Origin of the sequence: Arhodomonas sp. AD133 (assembly GCF_051195215.1) — a bacterium.
Lineage (GTDB): Bacteria > Pseudomonadota > Gammaproteobacteria > Nitrococcales > Nitrococcaceae > Arhodomonas.
On the sequence record NZ_JBNAZM010000006.1, the window covers coordinates 14,694 to 38,421 of the forward strand.

Genomic DNA, 23,728 nt, shown 5'->3' on the forward strand with positions numbered 1-23,728 from the left:
ATGCTGGATCTTCAGGGATACGGCCCGAGTCTCATCGAGGGAGCGTGGCTGACCGTGCAGGTGGCCCTGCTCTCCCTGGCGCTCGCCTGTGCACTGGGAATGGTGACCGCGCTCGCCAAGCTCTACGGCCGCCGGCCGCTGCGCTGGGCGGCCACCCTCTACACCACCGTGATCCGCTCCATCCCCGATCTCGTTCTCATGTTCCTGATCTACTTCGGTGGTCAGCGCCTGGTCAACGATCTCGCCGCCAGTGCCGGCTATCAGGGCTACATCGACGTCAGCGCCCTGACCGCCGGCATTGTCGGCATCGGTTTCATCTATGGCGCGTACATGGCCGAGACGTTTCGCGGTGCGGTGATGGCGGTGCCCGCCGGACAGCTGGAGGCGGGTCACGCCTACGGGATGAGTGCCTGGCAGGTGTTCACGCGCATCCTGCTGCCACAGATGGTGCGCCATGCGCTGCCCGGCTTCGGCAACAACTGGCTGGTGCTGCTCAAGACCACCGCGCTGGTCTCGGTGATCGGTCTCGACGATCTGGTGCACAAGGCCGGGCTCGCCGCGAGTGCGACGCGGCTGCCATTCACCTTCTACACCGCCGTGGCGCTGGCGTTTCTCGCCTTCACGACGGTCTCGATGGTGTTATTGCGCTGGCTCGAGCGGCGTTACAGCGCCGGATTCGAAGGGCACGACGGACTGATGTCGTGACCCGAGCGTGCAGCCAAGCGCCGCCGACGGGGCGCGCCCCGGAGCAACTGTGAGGCTCTGAGTCATGGATTTCTCGATCATCGCCGACAACGCCGGCGTGTTCGCCGAAGGGATGCTGGTGACCGTGGAGCTGGTCGGCTGCGCGCTGATCGCCGGTCTCGCGCTCGCCGTGCCCCTCGCTCTTGCAGCCAACGCCCGCAGCCGCCCGCTGCGCGGCGCGGTGTTCCTGTTCAGCTACTGCTTTCGCGGCACGCCGTTGCTGGTGCAGCTGTTCATGATCTACTACGGTCTCGGGCAGTTCGAGTGGATCCGCGGGACCCCGCTCTGGGGGCCGGTACTCAGCCAGCCGTACTGGTGCGCGCTCATCGCCTTTACGCTCAATACCGCCGCTTACACCACCGAGATACTGCGCGGTGCGATCGCCAACACGCCGCGGGGGGAGGTCGAAGCGGCGCGGGCGTGTGGCATGTCACGGGCGCTGATGCTGCGGCGGGTGGTGCTGCCCAACGCCTTTCGCCGCGCATTGCCGGCCTATGGCAACGAGGTGATCTTCATGCTGCACGGCAGCGCGGTGGCAAGCGTCATCACGCTGGTCGATATCACCGGTGCCGCGCAGCTCATCAACGCCCGCTACTATAGCCCCTACGAGGCGTTCATCACGGCAGCGGTGCTCTACATGGCACTGACTTTTGCCGTGGTCTTCGTCTTTCGTTGCCTGGAGCGGCGCTGGCTCGCGCACCTGCGGCCGCGGGTCCCGCGTCGTGGTCGCAGCGCCGCCGGTGCCGGCGACGGAAAAGCCCGGGACGACGCCAGTCAGTGGCAAGCTTCGGGGTGAGGACCCGCGCCCGCGCGACTGCGCCGGCGCCCCACGCTCCGGCTCAGTACGCCCAGGCAAGCGCCAGCAGGTGGTAGTCGACTCCGGGGTTGACGTCCCCCAGGGAGGCGTTGGAGGCATGATGGATCTGGTAGCTGAGCGCCCACTGCCGACTGTGATCCAGGTAGGCGCCCACGCCGACGTGAGAGTCGAATTCCAGGCGCAGCCCCCAATCCTCGCCATCGACCGTCTCGCGGTCGGAGATATACATGGGGCCCGTACCGGCCTCGGCGAACCAGGGGCCACCGCTGGCGATGCGCAGTACCAGTCGCAGGCTCACGCTGCCCATGGCATCGCCGCGCTCACCGCTTGAAGGCTCCCACCGGGCGACCGCGAGCTCCCACTGTGGTGTCACCGTGAGGGAGTCGGTTCGCCAGCCCGGGCCGAGACCGTGGCGGAGCGACAAGCGTATCTGCTCAATGGAGTGGTCCGTGGCCACGCCACCGGCCAGCGCCAGACGCCATGGCGCGAGCGGCTCCGCCCCTGCCGTGTCATGCGTGCCGGCGACGATAGCGAACACCAGCACAATGGTAGGCCACGGCCTGCTCATCGGCATCACGACGCCCCCTGTTATGCAAGATTGTCTCATCGGGAAACGCCGGACGATTCCCGCGCGCCTCCGCGCGTCATGGCGGGGCATCGAGGCCGATCAATGCACCCGCAGCCGGCGTTGCGCAGCGTCACTGTACCGACGGTAAAGCGCTACGCAGCGTCGCTTGTCAGCGAGCGCGCCGCTGGTCGAAGGCCCGCGGGAATCGTTCGTCGCTTCTTTAATAAGTATAGCAATTATTTCAACTCGGACGCACGTGTGCCCCCGGCTGGATGCGTATTGCGGATCTGTCGCTGCCGGGCGGGGACAGGGCAGCAGGTCATGTCACAGTGCCGGCGAATACAGGCAAAAATGCTGCTGGCGAGAATCTATGCTCTACGAGGCGTCCAACGGGTTCTATGCGGAGGCATCATGGATCACGCAGTGCAGTTCATCGACGGCGTATGGCAGGTGGGGACCGGCGAGGCATTCGTCTCCAGCGATCCCTGTACCGGTGAGCCGGTGTGGGAGGGTGCCGGTGCCGACGAGGCCCAGGTCGCCTATGCCGTGACTGCCGCGCGCACGGCCTTCGAGCACTGGTCGGGTCGTTCCTACGATGAGCGACTGGCCCTGGTACAACGTTTCGAGCAGGCGCTCGATGCGAACCGGGAGGCCCTTGCGGGCACCATCGCCCTCGAGACGGGCAAGCCCCTTTGGGAAGCGCGTACCGAGGTTGCCGCGATGGTGGGCAAGGTCGCTATCTCCGACCGCGCCTACCGCGAGCGCACGGGCATCCACGAGAGCAGTGCCGCGGGCGGCCGCGCGGTGCTGCGGCACAAGCCGCACGGCGTGGCCGCCGTCTTCGGCCCTTACAACTTCCCCGGGCATCTGCCCAATGGCCACATCGTGCCTGCTCTGCTCGCCGGCAATACGGTGGTGTTCAAGCCCAGTGAGCTCACCCCGCGCGTGGCCGAGCACACGGTATCGATCTGGCGCGAGGCCGGGCTGCCGGACGGTGTGATCAACCTGGTCCAGGGCGGACGTGATACCGGGCAGGCGCTAGCCGCCCAGCGCGGGATCGACGCGCTGTACTTCACCGGCAGCGCCGCCACCGGGCGGCTCCTGCAGCGTCAGTTCGCCGAACAGCCCGAGAAGATCCTGGCGCTGGAGATGGGCGGCAACAATCCGCTGGTGGTGCTGCCGGACGTCGATCCCCGTGCAGCGGCCTATACGATCATCCAGTCGGCCTTCCTCACAGCGGGCCAGCGCTGCACCTGCGCCCGCCGGCTGTATCTGCCCCGCGGCGAGGTCGGGGATGCGATCCTCGATCGGCTGGTGGCGGCGACACGCGAGTTGCGGGTGGGAACACCGCGCGACCCGGAGCCGCCGTTCATGGGGCCGGTAATCAACGACGCCGCGGCGCAGCATCTGCTCGCTGCGCAGGCCCGGCTGGCCGGCATGGGGGCGCAGCTACTGGTGGAAAGCGAGCACCTGCGCGCCGGCACCGGATTGATCTCGCCCGCTATCGTCGATGTCGACGCGGTGCCGGAGCTACCCGATGAGGAGCATTTCGGCCCGCTGCTCCAGGTAGCACGGCACGAAGGCCTGGATGACGCCATCGATCGCGCCAATGACACGCGCTACGGGCTGTCGGCGGGGCTGCTGGGCGGCAGTCGCGACGACTTCGAGCAGTTCGTGCGGCGCATTCGTGCCGGTATCGTCAACTGGAACCGCCAGATCACCGGCGCGAGCTCCGCAGCGCCGTTCGGGGGTGTGGGAGCGAGCGGCAATCACCGGCCGAGTGCCTACTACGCAGCCGACTACTGTGCCTATCCGGTGGCGTCGCTGGAAGCGGAGACCCTGGAGATGCCCGCCGAGCTCGCGCCGGGGGTGACCCTGTGAGCGTACGCGAGGTGAACTTCGACGGCCTGGTGGGGCCCACCCACAGTTACGCGGGGCTGTCGTTCGGCAACGTTGCCTCCGAGAGTAATCTGGGGCGTGTGGCCTCTCCGCGGGAGGCAGCGCTGCAGGGACTCGCCAAGATGAAGGCATTGCGCGAGCTGGGCCTTCCCCAGGGTGTGCTGCCACCCCAGGAGCGTCCGGCCGTGGAGGTTTTGCGCCGGCTCGGGTTCCAGGGCAGTGACGCCCAGGTGCTCGCCGCCGCTGGCGACGAAGCGCCGCGGCTGCTGACCGCCTGCAGCTCCGCGTCCAGCATGTGGACCGCCAACGCGGCGACGGTTTCGCCCGGTGCGGATACCAGCGATCACCGCGTGCACTTCACGCCCGCCAATCTGGTGAACAAGTTTCACCGCGCCATCGAGCCACCCACTACGGCACGCGTGCTGCGCGCGATCTTTCCGGAAGGGCGTCACTTCGCCCACCACGACCCGTTGCCGGCAGTGGAGCACTTCGGCGACGAGGGGGCGGCCAACCACACACGCCTGTGCGCCGGCCACGGCGATGCCGGCGTCGAGCTGTTCGTCTATGGCAAACGGGCTTTCGGTCGTGGTGCTGCGCCCGCTCGCTACCCGGCGCGCCAGACTCGTGAGGCATCGGAAGCAGTAGCCCGTCTGCATGGCCTGAACCCCGCGCGTACGGTCTTCGCCCAGCAGAACCCGGCGGTGATCGATCAGGGCGTGTTCCACAACGACGTCATCGCCGTGGGTAACGAGAACGTGCTCCTCTACCATGAAGACGCGTTCGCCGACACGGCCGGGCTTGCCGCTGCGCTGCGGGACGCATTCGGGGAGACGGAACTGGTACTCGTCGAGGTGCCGGCGGCACGCGTGAGCGTCGAAGAGGCGGTGACCACCTATCTATTCAACAGCCAGCTCGTCACCCTCCCGGACGGGGGCATGGCGCTGGTGGTGCCCGAGGAGTGCCGCGCGAGCCGGCGTGTCTGGGACTTCCTGGGCGAGCTCGTCGATGGTGACACACCGATCCACCGCGTGCTCGTGCAGGATGTCAAACAGAGCATGCGCAATGGCGGTGGTCCGGCCTGCCTGCGCCTTCGCGTGGCGCTCTCCGAGGCGGAGCGTGCGGCCATGAATCGCGGCACGTTGCTCGATGACGCGCTCTACGAGCGTCTCTCGCAGTGGGTCCGGCGTCATTACCGTGACCGGCTCGACGAGGCGGACCTGGCCGACCCCGCGCTGCTGGAGGAGGGGCGCGCGGCGCTCGACGAGCTCACCGGTATCCTGGGACTGGGGTCGGTCTACCCGTTTCAGCTCGCGGGGGTCTGAGCCGGCCGGCGCGCCTGCGCCGGCGACCGCAATCCGGCCTCGTCGGGTGACGTCCGCGCCGCCATCGGCTATCCAGTGGTTATGGAGGCCCCAGGCGATTCGACGCAGCGTGCGGCCACGCGCTCGCTGCCGGTGGTCATGCTGCTGGGCGCGGTCACTGGCCTCGCCGTGGCTTTGCTCGCCGTGGGCTTCGTCACGGCCGTGTTCCGCCTCAACGATCTGCTGCTGATTTCACCACGCAGCCGCATGATGGCTGTCGAGGGTACGTGGGTGGTGGTCGCCACGGTGGTGGTGCCCACAGCCGGCGGCCTGGTGGTGGGACTCCTGCATCACCTCATTGTCGAGCACCGGCCCCACGGGCCGCCTGAGGTGATTGCGGCGGTGCAGACTCGGCGGGGACGGCTGCCGGCGCGTCCGGGTGTGCTCTCGGCGCTGTCCGCGCTGGTGGCGCTCGGTTCCGGGGCGTCGGTGGGCCAGTACGGGCCGCTGGTGCACCTTGGCGGCACGTTCGGCTCCCTCGCCGCCCGTCTCACCGGTGGCGGGCGTTCGGTGGACAGCATCGCCATCGCCTGCGGGGTCGCCGCAGCGATCGCCACCGCGTTCAAGGCGCCCATCGCCGGCATACTCTTCGCCCACGAGGTGGTGTTGCGCCACTACGCGCTGCGTGCGTTCGCGCCCGTGGCCGCTGCCGCCGTGGTGGGCTTCGTCGTCGAAGGCGTGGCGTTCGAGCGCCCGGCACTTTTCTACGTGGAGTCCGCACAGGTGGCGCACGCTTGGGAGTACGGGGTCTTCCTGCTCGTGGGCGTGGGTGGCGCGGTGGTTGCGACGGTATACATGACCGCCATCCGGTGGGCGTCCCGCCTCGGTGCCCGTGTGCCCGTGCCCCGGATTCTGCGGCCGGCCCTGGCGGGAGCGGCGCTGGGACTCGCCGCGCTGTGGCTGCCCGAGATTCTCGGCATCGGGGCGGTGACCCTGCGTTTTGCCACAATCGAGGGGGCGTTCGGGGCACCGGAGCTGGTGGCGATACTTCTCGCCAAGATCCTGGCGACCGCCGTCTGCCTGGGTCTGGGATTCAGCGGCGGTGTATTCAGCCCCGCGCTCGTGGTGGGCACGCTCTTCGGCGCGCTCTGCGGTATCGCCGTGGACGGCGTGACCGGTGGCGACCATGCGACCATGGTCGTCTACGCCGTGTGCGGCATGGTCGCCGTCACTGCGCCGGTGATCGGGGCGCCGCTGGCCATGTTGCTCATCGTCTTCGAGCTTACCGGCAGCTATCCGCTCACCATCGCCGCGCTGGCGAGCGTGGCGGTGGCCAATCCGCTGGCGGCACGGCTGTTCGGCGCCTCGCTGTTCGATACCCAGCTGCGCGAGCGCGGGCTCGATCTGTCCGCGGGGCGTGACCGCGCAGTGCTGCAGGGAGAGTCGGTGCATCGCCACGTCAGTGAGGACTGCGTGCGCGTTTCGCCGCAGGCCGTACCGGCAACAGTGCGTGATGAGCTCGGGCGCAGCGGCCGCAGCGAGGCGTTCCTGGTCGACGAGGCGGGGCGCTACCACGGCACCGTGACGCTCGCACGGCTGGAGGCGATACGCGGTGACGATGGCGTCGAAACCGTCTCAGCGCTCGTGGACCGGGCCTATCCCGCGCTCGCCGGGGACGCGTCGCTGTGGGCTGCGGTGCATGCGTTGCAAACCCAGGCGGGCGAAGCGCTGCCCGTGGTGACGCGGGGTGACCGGCGGTTTCTCGGGGTAGTCCACGAAACGGCGATTACCCGGGCCTACCTGGGCACACTGGAGGCGATACGCGATGAGGAGCACGCCGCGCGCTGACTCGGCTGCGAGGCAGGGTCTCCGGCTGTTGCGCCGGGGCGTTGCCGCCTGCCTGGCCGTGTTGACGGCCATGCCGGTGGCGACCGCCGCCACGCCGGCGGTCACGCAAAGCGAGCCGCTCGTGGTCGCGAGCTGGGGGGGCGCCTACGAGACGATCCAACGACGGGTATTTTTCGAACCGTTCACCCGGCATACCGGCATCCCGGTGACGGCGGTGGAGTATGCCGGTGGACTCGCCGAGCTGCGCGACCAGCATGCCAGCGCCGATGTGCGCTGGGACGTGCTCGATATGACCATGAGCGACACCATCGCCGCGTGTGCGGAGGGGCTGCTTCAACCGCTCTCGCCCGAGTTGCCGGCGGCGTCGCCGGAGGGCCTCTCACCGCAGCGGGATTTCATCGACGGCGCGTTCACCGAGTGCGGAATCACCCACACCGTCTACGCCACCGTCATCGCCTATGACCGCCGGGCCTTTCCCGGCGTGCGTCCCGACAGCGTGGAAGCGTTGTTCGATGTCGAGCGTTTTCCCGGCCGGCGCGCGCTGCAGCGTGCTCCTTTCGGCAACCTGGAGTGGGCCCTGTTGTCCTACGGGGTGCCGCGCGTGGAGCTCTACGATCTCCTCAGCACGGCCCGGGGCCTTCGGCTCGCCTTCGAACGGCTGGCCCGCATCGCCGGCGAGGCGGTCTGGTGGCGGGCCGGTGACGTGCCGCCAGCGCTGCTCGCCGCCGGTGAGGTGGCCATGGCGACGGGCTATAACGGTCGCTTCTTCCACGCAATCGCCACCGAGGGGGCGCCCATCGAGATCATCTGGGACGGTCAGATCCAGGAATACGAGACCTGGGCGGTGGCGCGCGGAAGCTCGCAACCCGAGGCCGCCCGGGCCTTCATTCGCTTCGCCACCGCGACGCGCCGGCTCGCCGAGTTCTCCCGGCATATCCCCTACGGACCCGCCCGGCGGTCGGCTTACCGCCGCGTGACCACGCACCCGTCCACCGGTATCGACATGCAGCCGCACCTGCCGACGCATCCGTTCAACGCACGCAATGCCGTGATCAAGGACGTGCACTGGTACGCGCGCACGTATGACCGGATCCGTGAGCGTTTCGCTGCCTGGTATCGCAGTCACCACGGCGAAGCGCCGGCGGCGTCCCCGCCACGCTCCGGTCCGTCACCGCAGCTCTGACGATGCCGGCGTTGAAGCCGGGCGTCGGGGATGTCAACGTTCGCCTCCTCACACCGGGATCCCCGCACGTCCGGGTTACGCATCCCGCGTGCCGGGGACCGCATTCGCCCAATCGAGGAGACCGGACAAACGCCATGCAGCCCAGCGACAACCGATTCCCGGAGGCCGAACGCCGGGGCGTCTATCGCGCTATCCACGAGCGTCGCGACGTGCGTTCCCAGTTCCGGCCGGACCCCATACCCGACGAGGTGCTCGCCCGTCTGCTCCAGGCCGCCCACCACGCGCCGTCGGTGGGGTTGATGCAGCCCTGGGACTTCATTGCCATCGACAGCCTCGAAGTGCGGCAGGCGGTGAAGGCGATCTTCGAGCGCGAAAACGAGCGCGCCGCGGACAACTACCAGGGTGAAAAGGCGCAGCTATACCGGCGTCTCAAGCTCGAGGGCATCCTCGAGAGCCCCATGAACCTGTGCATCACCTGCGACCGAAATCGCGGCGGACCGCATGTGCTGGGGCGTAACACCATCCTGGAGACGGATCTGTTCAGTGCCTGCCTCGCCGTGCAGAACCTCTGGCTCGCCGCCCGCGCCGAGGGTATCGGCCTCGGCTGGGTGAGCGTGCTCGATCCCGAGGATCTGGCTGCGACCCTCGGCTTGCCGGAGGGCGTGGTGCCCGTGGCGTATCTGTGCCTGGGTTACGTCAGCGAATTCCTCTCCCGCCCCGAGCTCGTCAACAAGGGCTGGCGCTCGCGGCTGCCTATCGAGGAGCTGGTGCACCGCGACGTCTGGGGGCAGCCACTGGAGGACGGGTCACTGAGCGCGGCGCTCCGCCAGGCCTCGGAAAAGGGTCTGTGATCGGCGGTACGGGGAGTTCCTTACGTACTCTCACGCATGGTCGCCGGGCGAGCGCTCACGCATGCTCTCCCGCAAGCGCCGTTCGAACGGTGCTCCAGGGCCGGCACCGGTATGCCGGCATTGGGAAAAGACCGACATTACGTATTCAGGGAGAGTGACAACCATGTCCGCAAATTCCAGAAAGACGGCGATGGGCCTGGCCGGTGCGTTCGCGATGGCAGTGTCCGCCGCGGCTCTGTCGGGGACCGCGGTGGCCGCCGAGGGTGAGATGGTCAAGTGCTATGGCGTGGCCAAGGCCGGGCAGAACGACTGCAAGGCCGGCCCGGGGACGACTTGCGCGGGAACGTCCACGGTGGATTATCAGGGTAATGCCTGGAAACTGGTCCCCAAGGGCACCTGTGAAGACATGGCGCTGCCCGGTGATCGCACGGGTAGCCTCGAGCCTCTGGAGCGCGATCGGCCCGAGGCGGGCTGAGGATACCGGGTGACGGTTACAGGGGTGACGCCGTTATGGACGACCTGACGATGCCGTCGCTCGGTGATGGGCCGGCCCCGGTACGTGCCGGGGTCGGGCTCAAGCCCGAGCACTATCGCACGATCGTCGACGAACGTCCGGACGTGGGCTGGTTCGAGGTCCACGCCGAGAATTACATGGGCGCCGGCGGTCCGCCGCACGCGTGGCTGGACGCCGTTCGCGCCGACTATCCCGTTTCGGTGCACGGGGTGGGACTGTCCATCGGTGGTGACCGGCCGCTGGATCGCAGGCACCTGGCGCGGTTGCGTCAGGTGGTGGAGCGCTTCGAGCCGGCGCTGGTCTCCGAGCACCTCGCCTGGTCGACCCACGATGCGGGCTATGTGAACGACCTGCTGCCGGTGCCGTACACCCGCGAGGCGCTGGAGCGAGTGGTCGCTCATGTCTCCGAGGTCCAGGAGTGTCTGCGCCGCCCCGTGCTCATCGAGAACCCCGCCACCTACGTGCGATTTCACGACGACGAGATGAGCGAGGTGGCGTTTCTCGGCGCGCTCGCCCGGCGCAGCGGCTGCGGTCTGCTGCTCGACGTGAACAACGTGGTGGTCTCCGCGACGAACCACGGCTTCGATGCGGCTGCTTACCTGGACGACTTCCCCATGGATGCGGTCGGCGAGATCCATCTCGCCGGTCATGCCCGCACCGTCGACGACCGTGGCGAGACATTGTGCATCGACGCCCACGACCGGGCGGTGGACGACACGGTGTGGGCCCTCTATCGCCGTGTGCTCGTGCGGGCAGCACCGCGGCCGACGCTCATCGAATGGGATGCGGACATCCCGCCGTGGCCGGTGTTGCTCGCCGAGGCACACACCGCCGACGGACTGATCCTGGACGCGCTGCCGGTGGAGGGGGGTCGCTGTGGCATCCCTCGCTGACAGCCAGGGGCGGTTCGTCGCCGCGCTGCGTGACCCGGAGGCGGCGGTGCCGCCGGATCTCGCCGGACGCGCCGGCGAGATGCCGGAGAAGCGCTTCGGCGTCTATCGCAACAACGTTCACGTGAGCCTGGTGGAGGCCGTGCGGGCGACCTACCCGGTAACCGAGCGCCTGGTCGGCGAGGCGTTCTTCCACGGGATGGCCCGGACTTTCGTCGGCGAGTCCCTGCCGACCACGCCGGTGCTGCTGGCGTACGGTGGCGGGTTTCCTGCCTTTATCCGCGGATTCGAGCCGGCACGGACCGTGCCTTACCTCGCCGACGTGGCGGCGCTGGAATGGGCGCGACACGAGGCTTACCACGCCGTCGACGAGACACCGCTCGCCGCCGATGCGCTGGCGGCAGTGGCACCCGAGGCGCTCGCGAGCCTTCATCTCACGGTGCATGCCTCGGCACGGGTGGTGGAATCACCCTGGCCGGTTCACGCGATCTGGGAAACGAATGCTCACGACGAGACCGTGCGGCCCGTCGACCTCCACAGCGGTGGCGAGGCGGTGCTGGTGATGCGCCCCTACTGGGAAGTGACGGCACGTGTCCTGGGGCCCGGTGAGGCAACGTTCATCCGGGCCCTGGCCGCCGGCGAGCCGCTTCCGGCGGCGGTGGCGTGCGCCGAAGCCGAGTCTGCTGAATTCGATCTCACCCGCGGCCTGGGGAATCTCCTCGCGGCCGGTGGGGTGAGCGGTTATCGGACGGGAGAAAGCTGATGCCACGCCATGTCGTCGCCGCCCGCGCACCTGTTCGCCTGATCGGCGCTTTCGTCGATCTCTGCGGACGTATCCCCGTGAGCCTGCCATTGCTGCTGCTGCGGGTCACCGTGGCCATTCCGTTCTGGAAGTCGGGGCTGACCAAGTTCGATGGGTTCCTGCAGGTCTCCCCTGGGGCTGTCTGGCTATTCGCCAATGACTTCCAGCTGCACATCCTCGGTGAGACCTACGCGTATCCTTTTCCCGCCGCCGTGACCCTGCTCTCCGGCCTGGGCGAGCTGATACTGCCGACGCTGCTTGTGTTCGGGCTGGGGGCGCGCTTCGCGTCGCTCGGCCTGCTCGCGATGACAGGTATCATCCAGCTTACCGTGCCGGACGGCTGGCAAACCTATCATCTTCCGTGGGCGGCGATGCTGTTTCCGATCCTGGCGATGGGACCGGGACGCATCGCGGTGGACGCAGTCATCGCACGGTATTTCCGAGTCCGCGACCATCGCGCTTCCGGGTGTGTCGCAACCGAATGAACCGGTACCGGTGACCGTCGCCGCATCGGGATGCGATGGCTACTGTGGTGCAAGCGCCTTCGCTCCGCCGAGCCGAGGCCAGGGCGCGACGAAGCGCTATGAGCCCGTACAGCCTGCCGCCGCACGTCACGTTGCGGGTGACGGGCGGGCTGGCATTGTCGCCAAAGGGATGGTTCGGTCTCCGTTGCGTCTTCGGTCGGCAACAAATGCCGCTCATCGGCCCGCGTGGGAAGCATCGGGGGGCGGACAGGGCGGGGGGCCGATCGTGGCGAGCCAGTACTTGCGGCGGGTTGCGCGACCACGCCGCGACTGGCGTTGGTGCGGCGTTGATGTCGGCAATCGCGCACACCTTGCCATTGCCGAGGGGGTTCAGGCGGGCCGCGTTCGTCCGGTCCTTCGCTTTCCGCTATATCTGTGATCAGGCGAGCGGCACCGGCGTGCTTGCTCGCTGCCCCTTATCCGGGGCGACGCCCCTGGGGCGTCACACTACCAGCGGCAACGGTATCCCGGGAGGTTCCCCATGAATACCGGCAAGCACACGAGTTGGATCCTGGCGCTCATGCTCGCGACGGCCCCCATGATTGCGGCAGGCCAGTCACAGACGGACGATTCAGGGCGGAAGTCGGCGCCGCAGGAGAACGCTGAGCAGCAGACGTCCTCCCAGAACGGTGAGATGTCGTCCACCTCGGAGACTCAGAAGACCGGCGAGGAGGCTCAGAAGGCTGCTCAGGAAGGACAGAAAGCGGCCGGGGAAGAGCAGAAGGCCGCGAAGGAAGACGGGAAGAGTGACAAAGCCGCCGGCAGCCAGCAGATGTTCGTCCCCAGCCAGGCGGAAGGCGAGCTGCTGGCCTCCGAGCTGGAGGGTGTGGCGGTCATGAACGCGAGTGAGGAGGAGCTCGGTAGCGTTCAGAACGTGCTCATGGACGATGAGGCTCGCATTCGCGCACTGATCGTGGGCGTCGGCGGTTTCCTGGGGATGGGCGAGAAACCGGTGGCGGTGAGTTACGACAGTTTCCAGCAGAGCCGTAACCAGGAAGGGAAGGTCACGCTGACCCTGGAGACCACACGCGAGGAGCTGGAGCAGGCGCCGGCGTTCACCACGCTCGCCGAGCAGCAGGCGGAGCAGGAGCGTGCGCAGGAGCAACAGCAGGCGGCTGAGCAGCAGCAAACCAGCGAAGAGACCACCAGCGAAGAGACCCAGTAAGTAGACGCAGCGAAGGCTGGCGAAGCGGGGTTTCGCCGACGCGAAACCCCGCTGTTGCGCGTCGCTATCCCCCCCCCCCCCCACCACGCCTGTTCCCCCGATTTATCGACCGAACAGAGGTCTATCGCCGCTGTGGGAAAGTGAAGTCGCCGGGTTCTGTGCGTCTGGGCGGACTCCCGGGACTTACGCACCCATGGCCCGACGGATGGCGGTGATCACCTCGCCGACCTGTGTTTCGCTGAGCTCCGGATAGATCGGCAGCGACAGGCAGCGTTGCGCCACGCGCTCGGCGATCGGCAGGGGGCGGCCGTCATGGTCATCGACGAAGGCGGGCTGCCGGTGGAGTGGCCGTGGGTAGTAAACAGCACTTGCCACGCCCGCGGCGTGCAGGGTGTGTCGCACGGCGTCGCGGTGTGGCACCAGTATCGTGTACTGGTGATAGACGTGCGATCCGTCCGGCGCCGGCGGTGGTGTCTCGACGCCCGGGAGTCCCGCCAGGCCGTCGGCGTATGCCTGGGCCACCCGCTGTCGGGCGGCATTGAAAGCATCGACGTGGCGCAGCTTCACGCGCAGTATCGCAGCCTGGAGCTCGTCCAGGCGGCTGTTGTAACCCACTGCCTCGTGGTGATCGCGCTCCGTGCTGCCGTGATTGCACAATGCACGCAGGCGCGCGGCCAGCTCGGCGTCGGCCGTGGCGATCAGCCCGCCGTCACCGCAGGCGCCGAGGTTTTTCGTGGGGAAGAAGCTGAAGCAACCCACCGTTGCGAGCGTGCCGACGCGACGCCCCTGCCGGGTGGCGCCGAAAGCCTGGGCGCAGTCCTCGACGATGGTCAGCCCGTGACGCCCGGCAAGGGCGCGCAGCGGTGCCATGTCGGCTGCCCGCCCGAACAGGTGCACCGGGAGAATGACGCGGGTCCGCGGGGTGATGGCATCCGCCACCCGTTCGGGGGCGAGGTTCAGCGTGTGGGGATCGATGTCGACGAACACCGGCCGTGCGCCGACATGGCGCACTGCTTCGGCGGTGGCGGCAAAAGTGAACGCAGTGGTGATCACCTCGTCGCCAGGGCCGATTTCCAGTGCTCGCAGGGCGAGGTGGAGCGCGTCCGTGCCGGAGGCGCAGCCGATGGTATGGGCGGTGCCCAGGTAGTCCGCCACCTCCGCCTCGAATGCCGCCACCTGTTCGCCGAGAATGTAACGGCCGCTGGCGAGGACTTCGGTTACCGCCGCCTCCAGCTCGCCGGCGATGTCCGCATGCTGGGCCGGTAGTGACAGCATCGGGATCATGGGTTCCGCTCCCGTGACCCCGGTTGGGACGATGCAGCCGTTCGGGGCGGGGCCTGTCTCTGAAGCTGGGCGACGATCTCCGTGGCAATGGTCAGGGCGCGCAGGCCGTCGGTGCCGTTGACCGTCGGTGGGCGGCCGTCGCGGACGCTTGCGACGAAGGCCTCGATCTCCGCGCGCAGAGCGTCGCCGGTGGGAAATTCGAGCATCTCGGTCTCGATGTCCGGAACCCCCGGGTACATGTCGGTGTGTGCCTTGCGGCGTATGTCCAGACGATGATCGGCGAGATCCACCGAGAAGTAGGCGGTCGGCTGAAACAGCCGGAGACGGCGCTCATGCTTGAGGCTCGCGCGGCTGGCGGTGACGTTGGCGACGCAGCCGCCGCGGAACTGGATACGGGCATTGGCGATATCGATATCGTGGGAGAGCACCGCGACGCCGCTGGCGTCGATGCGTTCCACGGGGGCGCGCACGAACTCGGCGATGAGGTCGATGTCATGGATCATGAGATCCAGCACCACGTTGGCATCCGCGCCGCGCAGGCGAAACGGGCTGACGCGGTGTGCCTCGATGAAAAGTGGCGTGTCCACGCGTTCGGCGAGCGCCCGCACCACCGGGTTGAAGCGCTCCAGGTGCCCCACCTGAAGGACCCGCCCGCAGGTGGTGGCGAGCGCGATGAGCTCGCGGGCCTCGGCTACGGTGGCGGTGATGGGCTTTTCGACGAGCACGTTGACGCCCGCCTCCAGCAGTGCCCGGGCGACGGCGAAGTGCTCGCGGGTGGGTACGACCACACTGGCGATACTCACGCCGGCGGGGAGCTCTTCCACGCGGGTGCAGGCAGGCACGCCGAGCTCGGCGGCCACCGTGGCCGCGCGTTCGGGGTCAAGGTCCACCACGGCCGCAAGCTCGACGCCGGGTAATGTGGCGTACTTCTGGGCGTGGAAGCGCCCCAGGTAGCCGACTCCCACCACGGCCGCCCGCAGCCCGGTCACCGTGCCACCCCGCGGTGCGAGTCCGTCACGAAGGCGATGAGATCGGCCACGGCGGGCCATTCGGTCAGTCCTTCCCCGCGCAGCCCAGCGGCCGCCTCGGTGAACCGTTCCCCGGAGCGGAAGAGCCGACGGTAGGCGCGTTTGAGCGCGCGCAGGACCTCCGGCGGGAAGTCGTGGCGTTCGAGTCCACGGCGGTTGAGGCCGTAAAGGCGGGCGTGGTTGCCGGCGGCGAGCAGGAACGGCGGGATGTCCTGCACCACGATGCTGCCACCGCCGATCATGGCGTGCCGGCCGATACGCACGAACTGGTGTACCGCCGTGAGCCCGGCGATGTTGGCGTGGTCGCCGACGGTGACATGACCGGCCAGAGTGGCGCAGTTGGCGAGAATCACCCCGTCGCCCACCCGGCAATCGTGGGCGATGTGGCTCGCGACCATGTACAGGCCGCCGTCGCCGACGCGGGTGCACCCGGTATCTTTCGGCGAACCCCGGTGGATGGTGACGAACTCGCGGATGACGTTGCCGGCGCCGATCTCCAGCCGTGTCGGCTCGCCGCGGTAGCCGAGATCCTGGGGGGCGTCGCCGATACAGGCGTGGGCGTGGATGTGGTTGTCCGGCCCAATCCGGGTGGGGCCGAGAATGACCGCGTGGGCGCCGACGCGGTTGCCCGTCGCGATCTCGACATCAGCCCCGATGACCGCGAAGGCGCCTACCTCGACGTCGTCGTCGAGGTGCGCACGCGTATCCACGCTGGCGCTCGGGTGGATCATCGGCCTTTACCGTTGCCTGAGCGTTGCGCCCCCGCCGGGGCAATACCATCGAGTCTGGTACATGGACGCCGCCGGGGCGAGCGTCGGGGTGTGGTCACCGGCGGCCGGATCTGATATTTCGGCGAATCAATGGATTGGGGGCTGTCGTGCGGGAGGGACGCCGGTGTCGGTACGCGGTGGCCGGGGCGGTACTGCCGCCCCGGCCGTCTCTCAGCCCAGGATCTCGGGCAGGAACAGCGAGATTTCAGGGATGTAGGTGATCATCAGCAGGAATATCAGCAACAGGCCCAGCCACGGCAATGCCGCGCTCATCGCCCAGCCGAGACTTCGGTTGGTGATACCGGCGGTGACGAACAGGTTGAGCCCCACCGGCGGTGTGATCATGCCGATTTCCATGTTCACCACCATGATGACGCCCAGATGGATCGGATCGATGCCGAGTTGCATGGCGATGGGAAAGAGGATGGGCGCCATGATCAGCAGGATCGCTGAGGGTTCCATGAAGTTGCCGGCGACCAGCAGCAGAATGTTCACCACGATCAGAAAGCCCCAGGCCGGCAGGCCCCATTCGACGATCGTCTGCGCGATGCTGTGGGGAATCCGCTCAGTGGTGAGCACATGGGCGAAGAGCATCGCGTTGGCGATGATGAACAGCAGCATGATGCTGGTCTTCGCCGCATCGAGCACGGTCTCGCGCATGTCCGGGTGCCACGCACTACGCGGGATGGCGATCACCATCTGAACGGCGTTGCGGAGTACCGCCACGCCGGTCGCCTCGTCCTTCTGGCGCCATGGCGTGTGCTTCAGTGGCCCGATATCGCGATAGACCAGCGCAGCGATCAGAAACGCATAAACCGCCGAGACCGCGGCCGCCTCGGTGGGGCTCGCCACGCCGCCGTAAATCGCGCCGAGCACGATGACGATCAGCATCAGCCCGCCGGAGGCACGCGCCGCCGATGCGAACAGCGGCCCGACCCCGGGGAAGGGCAGGCGGGGCATGTCCTTGATGCGCGCGGTGATGTAGATCGCGAGCATGAGGATGGCGCCCATCATCACGCCGGGAATGAGGCCGGCCATGAACATCTTCGCGGCCGAGGTCTGGGTGGCCGCGGAGTAGACCAGCATCACGATGGACGGCGGTATGAGGATGCCCAGTGTGCCGGCATTGGCGATGGCACCGGCGGCGAATTTCTCCGGGTAGCCGGCGCGCGCCATGCCGGCGATCACCAGGCTGCCGATGGCCGCCACCGTGGCCGGCGAGCTGCCCGATACCGCGGCGAAGAGCATGCACGCGAGTACCGAGGCCATGGCGAGGCCGCCCTTGATGTGGCCCACGCAGTTGTTGGCGAAATTGATGAGCCGCTCGGCCACGCCCCCGGTGGAGAGGAATGCCGAGGAGAGAATGAAGAACGGGATCGCGAGCAGCGTGTAGTGATCCGAGGCGGAGGAGAAGAACTTCAGCGCGATCGACGACAGCGAGTCGTTGGAGAACAGCAGGATCGTGACGATGCTCGACAGCCCCAGCGACAGCGCCACCGGGATGCCGATGAGCATCGCCGCGAACAGCAGGATGAACAGGAATGCCGTGGTCACGAGCGGGCCTCCTCGCGATCGCCATGGGCGCCGAGCTTCTCGACGGATTCGGCGGCCTCGTTGGCGAAGGGAAAGCCATCGGCGTGGCCGCGCGCTATCCGTACCAGCAAAGCTGCCAGGCGCAGAGTGATCATCGCGAAGCCGATGAACATGATGCTGTGGGCGAGCCAGGTGGGTACCGGCAGGTCTTCCATTGGCAGCCCGAGCTGCCACATCTTGTCCAGGTAGATCCAGGAGCCGTAGAGGAACAGCCCCGCGTAGCCCAGGCATGCGGAGACGGCGACCGCACCGAGCGCGCGCTTCGCCGGCGAGGGCAGGGCGCGCGTGAGCAGGTCCACGCCGATGTGCGTGCCCTCCTTGATGCCGTGGGAGGCGCCGAAGAGCACGAACCAGCCGGCCAGCGTGAGCGAGCCCTCCTCGGCCCAGTGGATGGTGGCACCAAAGCCGAAGCGCATCACCGTTTCCACGAACACCAGCAGGGTCAGAGTCACCAGGAGGAGGGCGATGACGCCCTCCTCCAGGCGATTGAGCAGTCGGATGATGCTCATCGTGGTGTGCTCCGCCTCAGCCCTCGCAGGCCTCGGCCGCGTCGATGAGCTCGCCGCCGATTTCGGGGCGGAACTCGTTCCATACGGGCTTCATCGCCTCGACCCACTGCCCGCGCTGATTGGCGTCGATCTCGATGACCTCGCTCTCGCCGGAGTCGACGACCTTCTGCTTCTGCTCGTTGTTGAGCTCGTTGGCGAGGCTGTTGCCGTACTCCAGCGCCTCGGTCATGGACTCTGCGATGACCTCGCGGGTCTCGGGCTCGAGGCTCCCCCAGAAGTCAGAGGAGGTGACCACCATGTAACCGAGATAGCCGTGGTTGGACTCGGTGATGTAGGGCTGCACCTCGTAGAACTTTTGCGAGTAGATGTTCGACCAGGTGTTCTCCTGCCCGTCGATGGCCTTGGTCTGCAGCAGGGTGAAGACCTCGGAGAAGGGCTTCTTCACGGGCGCGGCATCCACTGCCTCGAACTGTGCGGCGAGCACATCGGAGGACATGATGCGGAACTTCTTGTCGGCCGCGTCGTCCGGGGTGCGCAGGGGGTCGCTCGCGGAGAGCTGCTTCATGCCGTTGTGCTGGTAGCCCAGCCCGACGATGCCCTTGTCCTTCATGTGGGTGAGCAGATCCTGGCCGTGCTCGCCGTTCTGGAAGCAGGTCACCGCCTTGATGTTCTCGAACAGGAACGGCAGGTCGAAGACCTGGAGCTTGTCGGTATAGCGGGAGAACTTCGACAGCGCCGGCGCGGCCATCTGCACGTCGCCGAGCTGCATGGCCTGGAGGACCTTGTTGTCGTTGTAGAGCTGGGAGTTCGGGTAGACCTCGACCTGCACCTTGTCGCCGATGCGTTCCTCGACGAGCTTTTCGAAGCGCTGGGCCATCTCGCCCTTGGGCGTGTTCTCCGCGACCACGTGGGAGAACTTCAGGGTCACGGGGGCTGCGAAGGCGGAAGCGGACGTGACCGCCAGGGCGGCGCTGATGGCGAGAGCGGAAAGTCGCATGGAATGCTCCTCCGGTCGTTTAGTCGTTGGAATCCATCTGTGACCGGGCCGCACATGCCCGGTGCCGTCATGGAAAGCAGAGAGCGTGCCAGCTCCATTGCAGTCGTCGCGCAGAAGCCGCTCCATGGCCTTCGATATTGCCGCGGACGTCTTGTATGACGCCGTTGTGGGACGAATGCGGCAGCCGGGCACCGAAATGCGCCCGCGGTCATGATCGGAAGGCGTGCACGTGACCAGATCGGAGCGCGGTCGGCGGAATTCCGCACACCCGATCCGGTTGCGGTGGCGGAAAATCACACAATCCGCCCTGGCGTACCGCTGCGTATCCGGATGACGGGCTGCAGTTGCTCGCCGACACGCTATGCTCAACGGTAGACGTCGGGATCGGCTACAGGGGACAGGATCATGAGGCGTTACCGCTATGAATCCCAGCGCACGCTGATCGCTCTGATCGCGTTGGCGCTCCTCGCTGTCAGCTTCACCGCCCCGGCGGCACGGGCGGGCATGATCACTACCCGGACACTCGCCGCCGAGCAGGCCGGCGAGGCGGCGCGGGAGCGTTTGCAGACGATGATCGAGCGTGAGGACGTGCAGGAACGGCTGGTGGCGCTGGGCGTCGATCCGGTGGCCGCCGAGGCGCGAGTCGCCGCCCTGACGGATGCGGAGGCCGAGCAGCTCGCCGCGCGCATGGATGAGCTGCCCGCCGGCGGTGCCGATATCGTCGGCGCGGCGGTGTTCATTTTCGTCGTCCTGCTCGTCACCGACATTCTCGGGTTCACGGATGTCTTCCCGTTCGTGACCAGTACGGCGCGTTGATGCGTCTGCGCGTGCCGGGGGGCTGGCGCGCGCCCGTACTGCTCGCTATCGCGTTGCTCGCCGGCTGCACCAGCCTGCCGCGGGAGCGGGTGGCGCTGCCGGAGCGAGCGACCGCGCCGGAGCTCTCCGCCGTGCCGTTCTTCCCGGATACGGCGTACTACTGCGGCCCGGCCGCACTGGCCACTACCCTTGGTTGGAGCGGCCGTTCCACCACGCCTGAGGCTCTGGCGGAGCGGATGTACGTTCCCGGCCTCGAAGGCACCCTGCAGGCGGAGCTCCTGGCCGCTGCCCGGCGTGCCGAACGCCTCGCCTACGTGATTCCCGGGCGGCTCACGGCCGTGGCCGACGAGCTGGCGCAGGGCGAACCGGTTATCGTGCTGCAGAACCTCGCGCTGGGCTGGTGGCCACGCTGGCACTATGCGGTGGTAGTAGCGGTCGATGCCGACGCGGGAGAGATCGTGCTGCGCTCCGGGGAGCGCCGTCGTCACCGCGTGGCGGCGGAGACTTTCGCGCGTACCTGGGCGCGCGGCGGGTACTGGGCGGCCGTGACGCCGGCGCCGGGCAGGTTGCCGGCGACGGCCACGCCGCGGCCGCTGTTCCGGGCGCTCGCCGACCTCGAAGCCACCGCCTCGCCCGACGCCGCGCTCGCGTACTGGCGCGCTGCTGTCGGGCGCTGGCCCGACAGCGGTCTTCTTGCCCTCGGGTACGCCAACGCGCTCCATTTCACCGGTCACAGCGAGGCCGCGCGCACGGCGCTTGCGGCTGCCGCCGCCCGTGCCGGCGATCACCGCGCCGAGGTGCTCAACAACCTGGCAATGCTGCAGGCTGAGCTCGGCGACCTCGATCAGGCGGAGGCGACGGCGCGCTCGGCGCTCCGGGCCGCCGGCGATGAGCGCCGGCGTTACGCGCGGACGCTGGCCGAGATACGTTGCCGGCGCGCTCCCGCAAGCTGCCCGCGGTAGCGGTATTCCCCCCGACAGTGGCCCGTCGCCGGGCGGCGTTGCGCTGCGCGAGCACTCGCTCGCTTTTTCGGAAGGCGCGACGAACGGCACTTAAACTCAGCCGCCGTCCCGCCGTTAGCCTTCATAGACGCGCTCTGAACGATTGGTCGGGACGCACTGGTGAACGGAGACGGGGGAAGCTGGGACAATGGCCAATGTATCGAACCCTTCGATAGCGGCGACCCAGGCGAGCGGCGATGGGACGCAGTCGCTGACGGGATCCATCCGCTTCCGGTTCAACGTGATTACGGCGGTGCTGCTCGTCGCACTGCTCGCCGGGTTCGCCTGGTACAACCAAAAAGCGACCGAGTCGGCCCTGGAAGGGCAGCTACGCGAGCAGGTGAGCGCGGTGACCCAGCGGCTGCAAAGCAGCCTTCCCGCTACCCTGTGGAACTTCGAGACCGACCAGGCCAAGAAGCTGGCCGCGGCGGAAACCGCCTCGGACATGATCGCCGCGGTCTATGTGCGCAACGGTGAGGGTGAGCTCGTCACCGGCCAGGTGACCGGCGACGATGGCGGGCCCCAAGCGGTGGATGAGCCCCGCGATCACACCGGCGCCCTGACCGAGCAGGTGCCGCTGACCCATGACAGCGGCGATGGTGGGAAACCCGTCGGCGAGTTGGAGGTGGTCGCAGACCGGTCGACCATTCGCGAGATGCAGCAGGCGAGCCTGGTGCGCGAGTTCGCCCAGACGCTATTGCTGGTGGTGGTACTGTCGGTTGCCCTCAACCTGCTGCTCGGCCGCCTGGTACTGCGCCCGCTGCGGCGTGTCACGCTTGCCCTGGAGAACATCGCCAGCGGCGACGGGGATCTCACCAAGCGTCTGCCCGTTTCCGGGCGCGGCGAGATGAGCCATCTGGCGGAGCGGTTCAACGCGTTCGTCGACAAGATCCACGACGCCATGTGCCACGTCACCGAATCCACCCAACAGCTCGCCTCTGCCTCCGAGGAGCTCACGCGGGTGGCCTCGGAGACGCAGTCCGGCATCCAGCGCCAGACCGACGACACCGAGCAGATCGCTTCGGCCATCAACGAGATGACCGCGACGGTGCAGGAGATATCACGCAGCGGCTCGGAGGCCGAAGCGGCCGCGTCGCAGACCGACCGGGAGGCCCAGAACGGCGGCGCGGTGGTGCGCGAGACGATTCATTCCATCGAGACCCTGGCCTCGGAGATCGAGGCCAGCGAGGCCGCCGTGGACCACCTCGCAGCGCGGACCCGCGAGATCGAAACCGTGCTCGACGTGATCCGCGAGGTTACCGAGCAGACCAACCTGCTGGCGCTCAACGCCGCCATCGAAGCGGCCCGTGCCGGCGAACAGGGGCGTGGCTTCGCGGTGGTGGCCGAGGAGGTGCGTGCGTTGGCGCGGCGTTCGGGGGAATCGGCCGAGCAGATTCGGGAGATGATCGAAAAGCTCGTGGCCGACACCCAGAGTGCCGTGGAGCGGATGCACAAGAGCCGGGAGCACTCCGATGCGACGAAGGCCCGCACCGCGCAGGCCGACGAGGCGCTGCAGGGCATCCAGCAATCGGCCTCGCGGATTCACGACCAGGTCACCCAGATCGCGACCGCCGCGGAGGAGCAAAGCCAGGTCGCCGACGAGATCAACCGCAATATCAACGGCATCGCCGAGGTCGCCACGCACAGCCGCGACAGCATGGCGCAGACGGAGACCTCCAGCGCCGAGCTCGCACGGCTGGGCGAGCGGCTGCGCACACTCGTCAATCAATTCAGGGTCAACGAATCGGACTAATGCGATCACGGGTCATGCCACGTGGCATGACCCGTGATCGCATTAGTAAGACTTTCCGAGCCACCCAAGCGTATCCACGAGAGGAGGGGCTATGCGCGTCATCAAACGGATACTCGTCTCACTCGCCGCTGCCGCTGCATTGTGGGGCAGCTCGCTGGCCGCCGCCGGGCTCGGTGACCTGCGCATCATGACCGAGCAGTACCCGCCGTATAACTTCGAGCAGAACGGGGAGCTGCGGGGAATCGCCGTCGAGCTGCTGCTCGCGGCCGCCGATGCGGCCGGGCAGCCCCTGCGCAAGAGTGACATCGATGTGCTTCCGTGGGCGCGCGGCTATCGCACCGTGCAGAAGAAGCCCGAGACCATGCTGTTCTCCATGACCCGTACCGAAGAGCGCGACCCGCTGTTCAAGTGGGTGGGCCCCATCGCCGATACCCGTATCGCGCTGGTGGCGAGGAAGGACGCCAACGTGGAGATCGGCTCCGAGGCGGAGATCGCCGATTACCGCATCGCCGTGGTGCGCGACGACATCGGCGAGCAGTTACTGCGGGAGGTTGGTGTCGGCGATTCGAGCCTGGATATCAGCGTCGACCCGGAAAGCGCCATGAAGAAGCTCAAGGCGGGCCGTGTCGACCTCTGGGCCTATGAGGAAAACGTCGCCAAGTGGCTCATCAACCAGTCCGGCGATGACTTCGCCAACTACGAGGCGGTGCACGTGCTGAGCGAGAGTCAGCTTTACTATGCGTTTCACAAGGATACGCCGAAGTCGGTGATCGAGGGATTCCGCGACGCGCTGGATTCGGTGCCGGCGGACAAGGTCGAGGCGATCAAGTCGCACTACTGAGGTCCCGCGTGCACACGGCCCGGACAGTGG

The 23,728-nt window shown here is 67.7% G+C and carries 23 protein-coding genes; 16 read left to right on the plus strand and 7 right to left on the minus strand.

The window, feature by feature from the left end:
- Together ACPEES_RS05305 and ACPEES_RS05310 are read left to right on the plus strand one after the other, a co-directional pair.
- Complete coding sequence (locus ACPEES_RS05305; RefSeq protein WP_435101790.1) at nucleotides 1-705, plus strand: ABC transporter permease; 705 nt, start codon at nucleotides 1-3, stop codon at nucleotides 703-705.
- 64 nt (nucleotides 706-769) lie between these two features.
- The gene (locus ACPEES_RS05310) at nucleotides 770-1,540 is read left to right on the plus strand and encodes an ABC transporter permease (protein WP_435101793.1); all 771 of its coding nucleotides are present in this window, start codon (nucleotides 770-772) and stop codon (nucleotides 1,538-1,540) included.
- A gap of 43 nt (nucleotides 1,541-1,583) precedes the next feature.
- Here the strand turns inward: ACPEES_RS05310 and ACPEES_RS05315 are convergent, their stop codons facing one another.
- The gene (locus tag ACPEES_RS05315) at nucleotides 1,584-2,135 is read right to left on the minus strand and encodes an acyloxyacyl hydrolase (RefSeq protein WP_435101795.1); all 552 of its coding nucleotides are present in this window, start codon (nucleotides 2,133-2,135) and stop codon (nucleotides 1,584-1,586) included.
- Nucleotides 2,136-2,540: 405 nt separating this feature from the next.
- Between ACPEES_RS05315 and astD the strand changes: the two genes are divergently transcribed.
- The 10 genes from astD (at nucleotide 2,541) to ACPEES_RS05365 (ending at nucleotide 13,106) form a co-directional block, all read left to right on the plus strand.
- Complete coding sequence (gene astD / locus ACPEES_RS05320) at nucleotides 2,541-4,010, plus strand: succinylglutamate-semialdehyde dehydrogenase (protein WP_435101797.1); 1,470 nt, start codon at nucleotides 2,541-2,543, stop codon at nucleotides 4,008-4,010.
- Nucleotides 4,007-5,350, plus strand: a complete 1,344-nt coding sequence (gene astB, locus ACPEES_RS05325) for an N-succinylarginine dihydrolase (protein WP_435101799.1) — start codon at nucleotides 4,007-4,009, stop codon at nucleotides 5,348-5,350. Before astD ends, astB begins: the two co-directional genes overlap by 4 nt.
- An 81-nt stretch (nucleotides 5,351-5,431) precedes the next feature.
- Nucleotides 5,432-7,177 (plus strand): chloride channel protein, encoded by a 1,746-nt coding sequence (locus ACPEES_RS05330; protein WP_435101801.1) that lies wholly within the window; start codon nucleotides 5,432-5,434, stop codon nucleotides 7,175-7,177.
- Nucleotides 7,155-8,360 (plus strand): extracellular solute-binding protein, encoded by a 1,206-nt coding sequence (locus ACPEES_RS05335; protein WP_435101803.1) that lies wholly within the window; start codon nucleotides 7,155-7,157, stop codon nucleotides 8,358-8,360. The genes ACPEES_RS05330 and ACPEES_RS05335 overlap by 23 nt, the downstream gene beginning before the upstream one ends.
- Nucleotides 8,361-8,494: 134 nt before the next feature.
- Nucleotides 8,495-9,211: a 5,6-dimethylbenzimidazole synthase gene (gene bluB / locus ACPEES_RS05340; protein WP_435101805.1), complete on the plus strand. Its 717-nt coding sequence runs from the start codon at nucleotides 8,495-8,497 to the stop codon at nucleotides 9,209-9,211.
- A 163-nt stretch (nucleotides 9,212-9,374) separates the two neighbouring features.
- Nucleotides 9,375-9,686: a BufA1 family periplasmic bufferin-type metallophore gene (locus ACPEES_RS05345; RefSeq protein ID WP_435101807.1), complete on the plus strand. Its 312-nt coding sequence runs from the start codon at nucleotides 9,375-9,377 to the stop codon at nucleotides 9,684-9,686.
- Between the two features lie 35 nt (nucleotides 9,687-9,721).
- Entirely contained in the window at nucleotides 9,722-10,618 is an 897-nt protein-coding gene (gene bufB, locus ACPEES_RS05350) for an MNIO family bufferin maturase (protein ID WP_435101809.1), read from the plus strand.
- Nucleotides 10,602-11,378 (plus strand): HvfC/BufC N-terminal domain-containing protein, encoded by a 777-nt coding sequence (locus tag ACPEES_RS05355; protein ID WP_435101811.1) that lies wholly within the window; start codon nucleotides 10,602-10,604, stop codon nucleotides 11,376-11,378. Before bufB ends, ACPEES_RS05355 begins: the two co-directional genes overlap by 17 nt.
- Complete coding sequence (locus ACPEES_RS05360; protein WP_435101813.1) at nucleotides 11,378-11,902, plus strand: DoxX family protein; 525 nt, start codon at nucleotides 11,378-11,380, stop codon at nucleotides 11,900-11,902. The genes ACPEES_RS05355 and ACPEES_RS05360 overlap by 1 nt, the downstream gene beginning before the upstream one ends.
- Nucleotides 11,903-12,422: 520 nt before the next feature.
- Nucleotides 12,423-13,106 carry a PRC-barrel domain-containing protein gene (locus ACPEES_RS05365; RefSeq protein WP_435101815.1) on the plus strand — a complete coding sequence of 228 codons (684 nt, stop codon included), beginning with the start codon at nucleotides 12,423-12,425 and terminating at the stop codon, nucleotides 13,104-13,106.
- Between the two features lie 183 nt (nucleotides 13,107-13,289).
- On the opposite strand, the gene ACPEES_RS05370 is transcribed toward ACPEES_RS05365, so the two are convergent.
- The 6 genes from ACPEES_RS05370 to ACPEES_RS05395 form a co-directional block, all read right to left on the minus strand.
- Nucleotides 13,290-14,390: a DegT/DnrJ/EryC1/StrS family aminotransferase gene (locus ACPEES_RS05370; protein ID WP_435101817.1), complete on the minus strand. Its 1,101-nt coding sequence runs from the start codon at nucleotides 14,388-14,390 to the stop codon at nucleotides 13,290-13,292.
- On the minus strand, nucleotides 14,387-15,379 hold the full coding sequence (locus ACPEES_RS05375; RefSeq protein ID WP_435101819.1) for a Gfo/Idh/MocA family protein: 993 nt from the start codon (nucleotides 15,377-15,379) through the stop codon (nucleotides 14,387-14,389). Before ACPEES_RS05375 ends, ACPEES_RS05370 begins: the two co-directional genes overlap by 4 nt.
- Complete coding sequence (lpxA, locus tag ACPEES_RS05380) at nucleotides 15,376-16,149, minus strand: acyl-ACP--UDP-N-acetylglucosamine O-acyltransferase (protein ID WP_435101820.1); 774 nt, start codon at nucleotides 16,147-16,149, stop codon at nucleotides 15,376-15,378. The genes ACPEES_RS05375 and lpxA overlap by 4 nt, the downstream gene beginning before the upstream one ends.
- 210 nt (nucleotides 16,150-16,359) lie before the next feature.
- Nucleotides 16,360-17,742 (minus strand): TRAP transporter large permease, encoded by a 1,383-nt coding sequence (locus ACPEES_RS05385; RefSeq protein WP_435101822.1) that lies wholly within the window; start codon nucleotides 17,740-17,742, stop codon nucleotides 16,360-16,362.
- Nucleotides 17,739-18,290: a TRAP transporter small permease gene (locus ACPEES_RS05390; protein WP_435101824.1), complete on the minus strand. Its 552-nt coding sequence runs from the start codon at nucleotides 18,288-18,290 to the stop codon at nucleotides 17,739-17,741. The genes ACPEES_RS05385 and ACPEES_RS05390 overlap by 4 nt, the downstream gene beginning before the upstream one ends.
- A gap of 16 nt (nucleotides 18,291-18,306) precedes the next feature.
- A complete protein-coding gene (locus ACPEES_RS05395; protein WP_435101826.1) occupies nucleotides 18,307-19,287 on the minus strand; it encodes a TRAP transporter substrate-binding protein in 981 nt (326 codons plus the stop codon).
- A 405-nt stretch (nucleotides 19,288-19,692) separates the two neighbouring features.
- Here ACPEES_RS05395 and ACPEES_RS05400 point away from each other — a divergent pair, with 405 nt between their 5' ends.
- The 4 genes from ACPEES_RS05400 to ACPEES_RS05415 all read left to right on the plus strand — a co-directional run bounded on the left by ACPEES_RS05400 (nucleotide 19,693) and on the right by ACPEES_RS05415 (nucleotide 23,698).
- Entirely contained in the window at nucleotides 19,693-20,103 is a 411-nt protein-coding gene (locus ACPEES_RS05400) for a PA2779 family protein (protein WP_435101828.1), read from the plus strand.
- Nucleotides 20,103-21,065: a PA2778 family cysteine peptidase gene (locus ACPEES_RS05405; RefSeq protein ID WP_435101830.1), complete on the plus strand. Its 963-nt coding sequence runs from the start codon at nucleotides 20,103-20,105 to the stop codon at nucleotides 21,063-21,065. Before ACPEES_RS05400 ends, ACPEES_RS05405 begins: the two co-directional genes overlap by 1 nt.
- A gap of 187 nt (nucleotides 21,066-21,252) precedes the next feature.
- Complete coding sequence (locus ACPEES_RS05410) at nucleotides 21,253-22,857, plus strand: methyl-accepting chemotaxis protein (protein ID WP_435101832.1); 1,605 nt, start codon at nucleotides 21,253-21,255, stop codon at nucleotides 22,855-22,857.
- 91 nt (nucleotides 22,858-22,948) lie between these two features.
- Complete coding sequence (locus ACPEES_RS05415; protein ID WP_435101834.1) at nucleotides 22,949-23,698, plus strand: substrate-binding periplasmic protein; 750 nt, start codon at nucleotides 22,949-22,951, stop codon at nucleotides 23,696-23,698.
- Nucleotides 23,699-23,728 lie beyond the last annotated feature (30 nt).

What these genes read in the sequence shown, in the direction of transcription:
- ACPEES_RS05410 (WP_435101832.1), top strand. Translation starts at nt 21,253, where the DNA reads ATGGCCAATGTATCGAACCCTTCGATAGCGGCGACCCAGGCGAGCGGC.
- ACPEES_RS05390 (WP_435101824.1), bottom strand. Translation starts at nt 18,290, where the DNA reads ATGAGCATCATCCGACTGCTCAATCGCCTGGAGGAGGGCGTCATCGCC.
- ACPEES_RS05305 (WP_435101790.1), top strand. Translation starts at nt 1, where the DNA reads ATGCTGGATCTTCAGGGATACGGCCCGAGTCTCATCGAGGGAGCGTGG.
- ACPEES_RS05370 (WP_435101817.1), bottom strand. Translation starts at nt 14,390, where the DNA reads ATGATCCCGATGCTGTCACTACCGGCCCAGCATGCGGACATCGCCGGC.
- lpxA (WP_435101820.1), bottom strand. Translation starts at nt 16,149, where the DNA reads ATGATCCACCCGAGCGCCAGCGTGGATACGCGTGCGCACCTCGACGAC.
- ACPEES_RS05395 (WP_435101826.1), bottom strand. Translation starts at nt 19,287, where the DNA reads ATGCGACTTTCCGCTCTCGCCATCAGCGCCGCCCTGGCGGTCACGTCC.
- ACPEES_RS05345 (WP_435101807.1), top strand. Translation starts at nt 9,375, where the DNA reads ATGTCCGCAAATTCCAGAAAGACGGCGATGGGCCTGGCCGGTGCGTTC.
- ACPEES_RS05360 (WP_435101813.1), top strand. Translation starts at nt 11,378, where the DNA reads ATGCCACGCCATGTCGTCGCCGCCCGCGCACCTGTTCGCCTGATCGGC.
- ACPEES_RS05365 (WP_435101815.1), top strand. Translation starts at nt 12,423, where the DNA reads ATGAATACCGGCAAGCACACGAGTTGGATCCTGGCGCTCATGCTCGCG.
- bluB (WP_435101805.1), top strand. Translation starts at nt 8,495, where the DNA reads ATGCAGCCCAGCGACAACCGATTCCCGGAGGCCGAACGCCGGGGCGTC.
- ACPEES_RS05315 (WP_435101795.1), bottom strand. Translation starts at nt 2,135, where the DNA reads ATGCCGATGAGCAGGCCGTGGCCTACCATTGTGCTGGTGTTCGCTATC.
- ACPEES_RS05400 (WP_435101828.1), top strand. Translation starts at nt 19,693, where the DNA reads ATGAGGCGTTACCGCTATGAATCCCAGCGCACGCTGATCGCTCTGATC.
- ACPEES_RS05310 (WP_435101793.1), top strand. Translation starts at nt 770, where the DNA reads ATGGATTTCTCGATCATCGCCGACAACGCCGGCGTGTTCGCCGAAGGG.
- ACPEES_RS05405 (WP_435101830.1), top strand. Translation starts at nt 20,103, where the DNA reads ATGCGTCTGCGCGTGCCGGGGGGCTGGCGCGCGCCCGTACTGCTCGCT.
- bufB (WP_435101809.1), top strand. Translation starts at nt 9,722, where the DNA reads ATGGACGACCTGACGATGCCGTCGCTCGGTGATGGGCCGGCCCCGGTA.
- ACPEES_RS05335 (WP_435101803.1), top strand. Translation starts at nt 7,155, where the DNA reads ATGAGGAGCACGCCGCGCGCTGACTCGGCTGCGAGGCAGGGTCTCCGG.
- ACPEES_RS05330 (WP_435101801.1), top strand. Translation starts at nt 5,432, where the DNA reads ATGGAGGCCCCAGGCGATTCGACGCAGCGTGCGGCCACGCGCTCGCTG.
- astD (WP_435101797.1), top strand. Translation starts at nt 2,541, where the DNA reads ATGGATCACGCAGTGCAGTTCATCGACGGCGTATGGCAGGTGGGGACC.
- ACPEES_RS05415 (WP_435101834.1), top strand. Translation starts at nt 22,949, where the DNA reads ATGCGCGTCATCAAACGGATACTCGTCTCACTCGCCGCTGCCGCTGCA.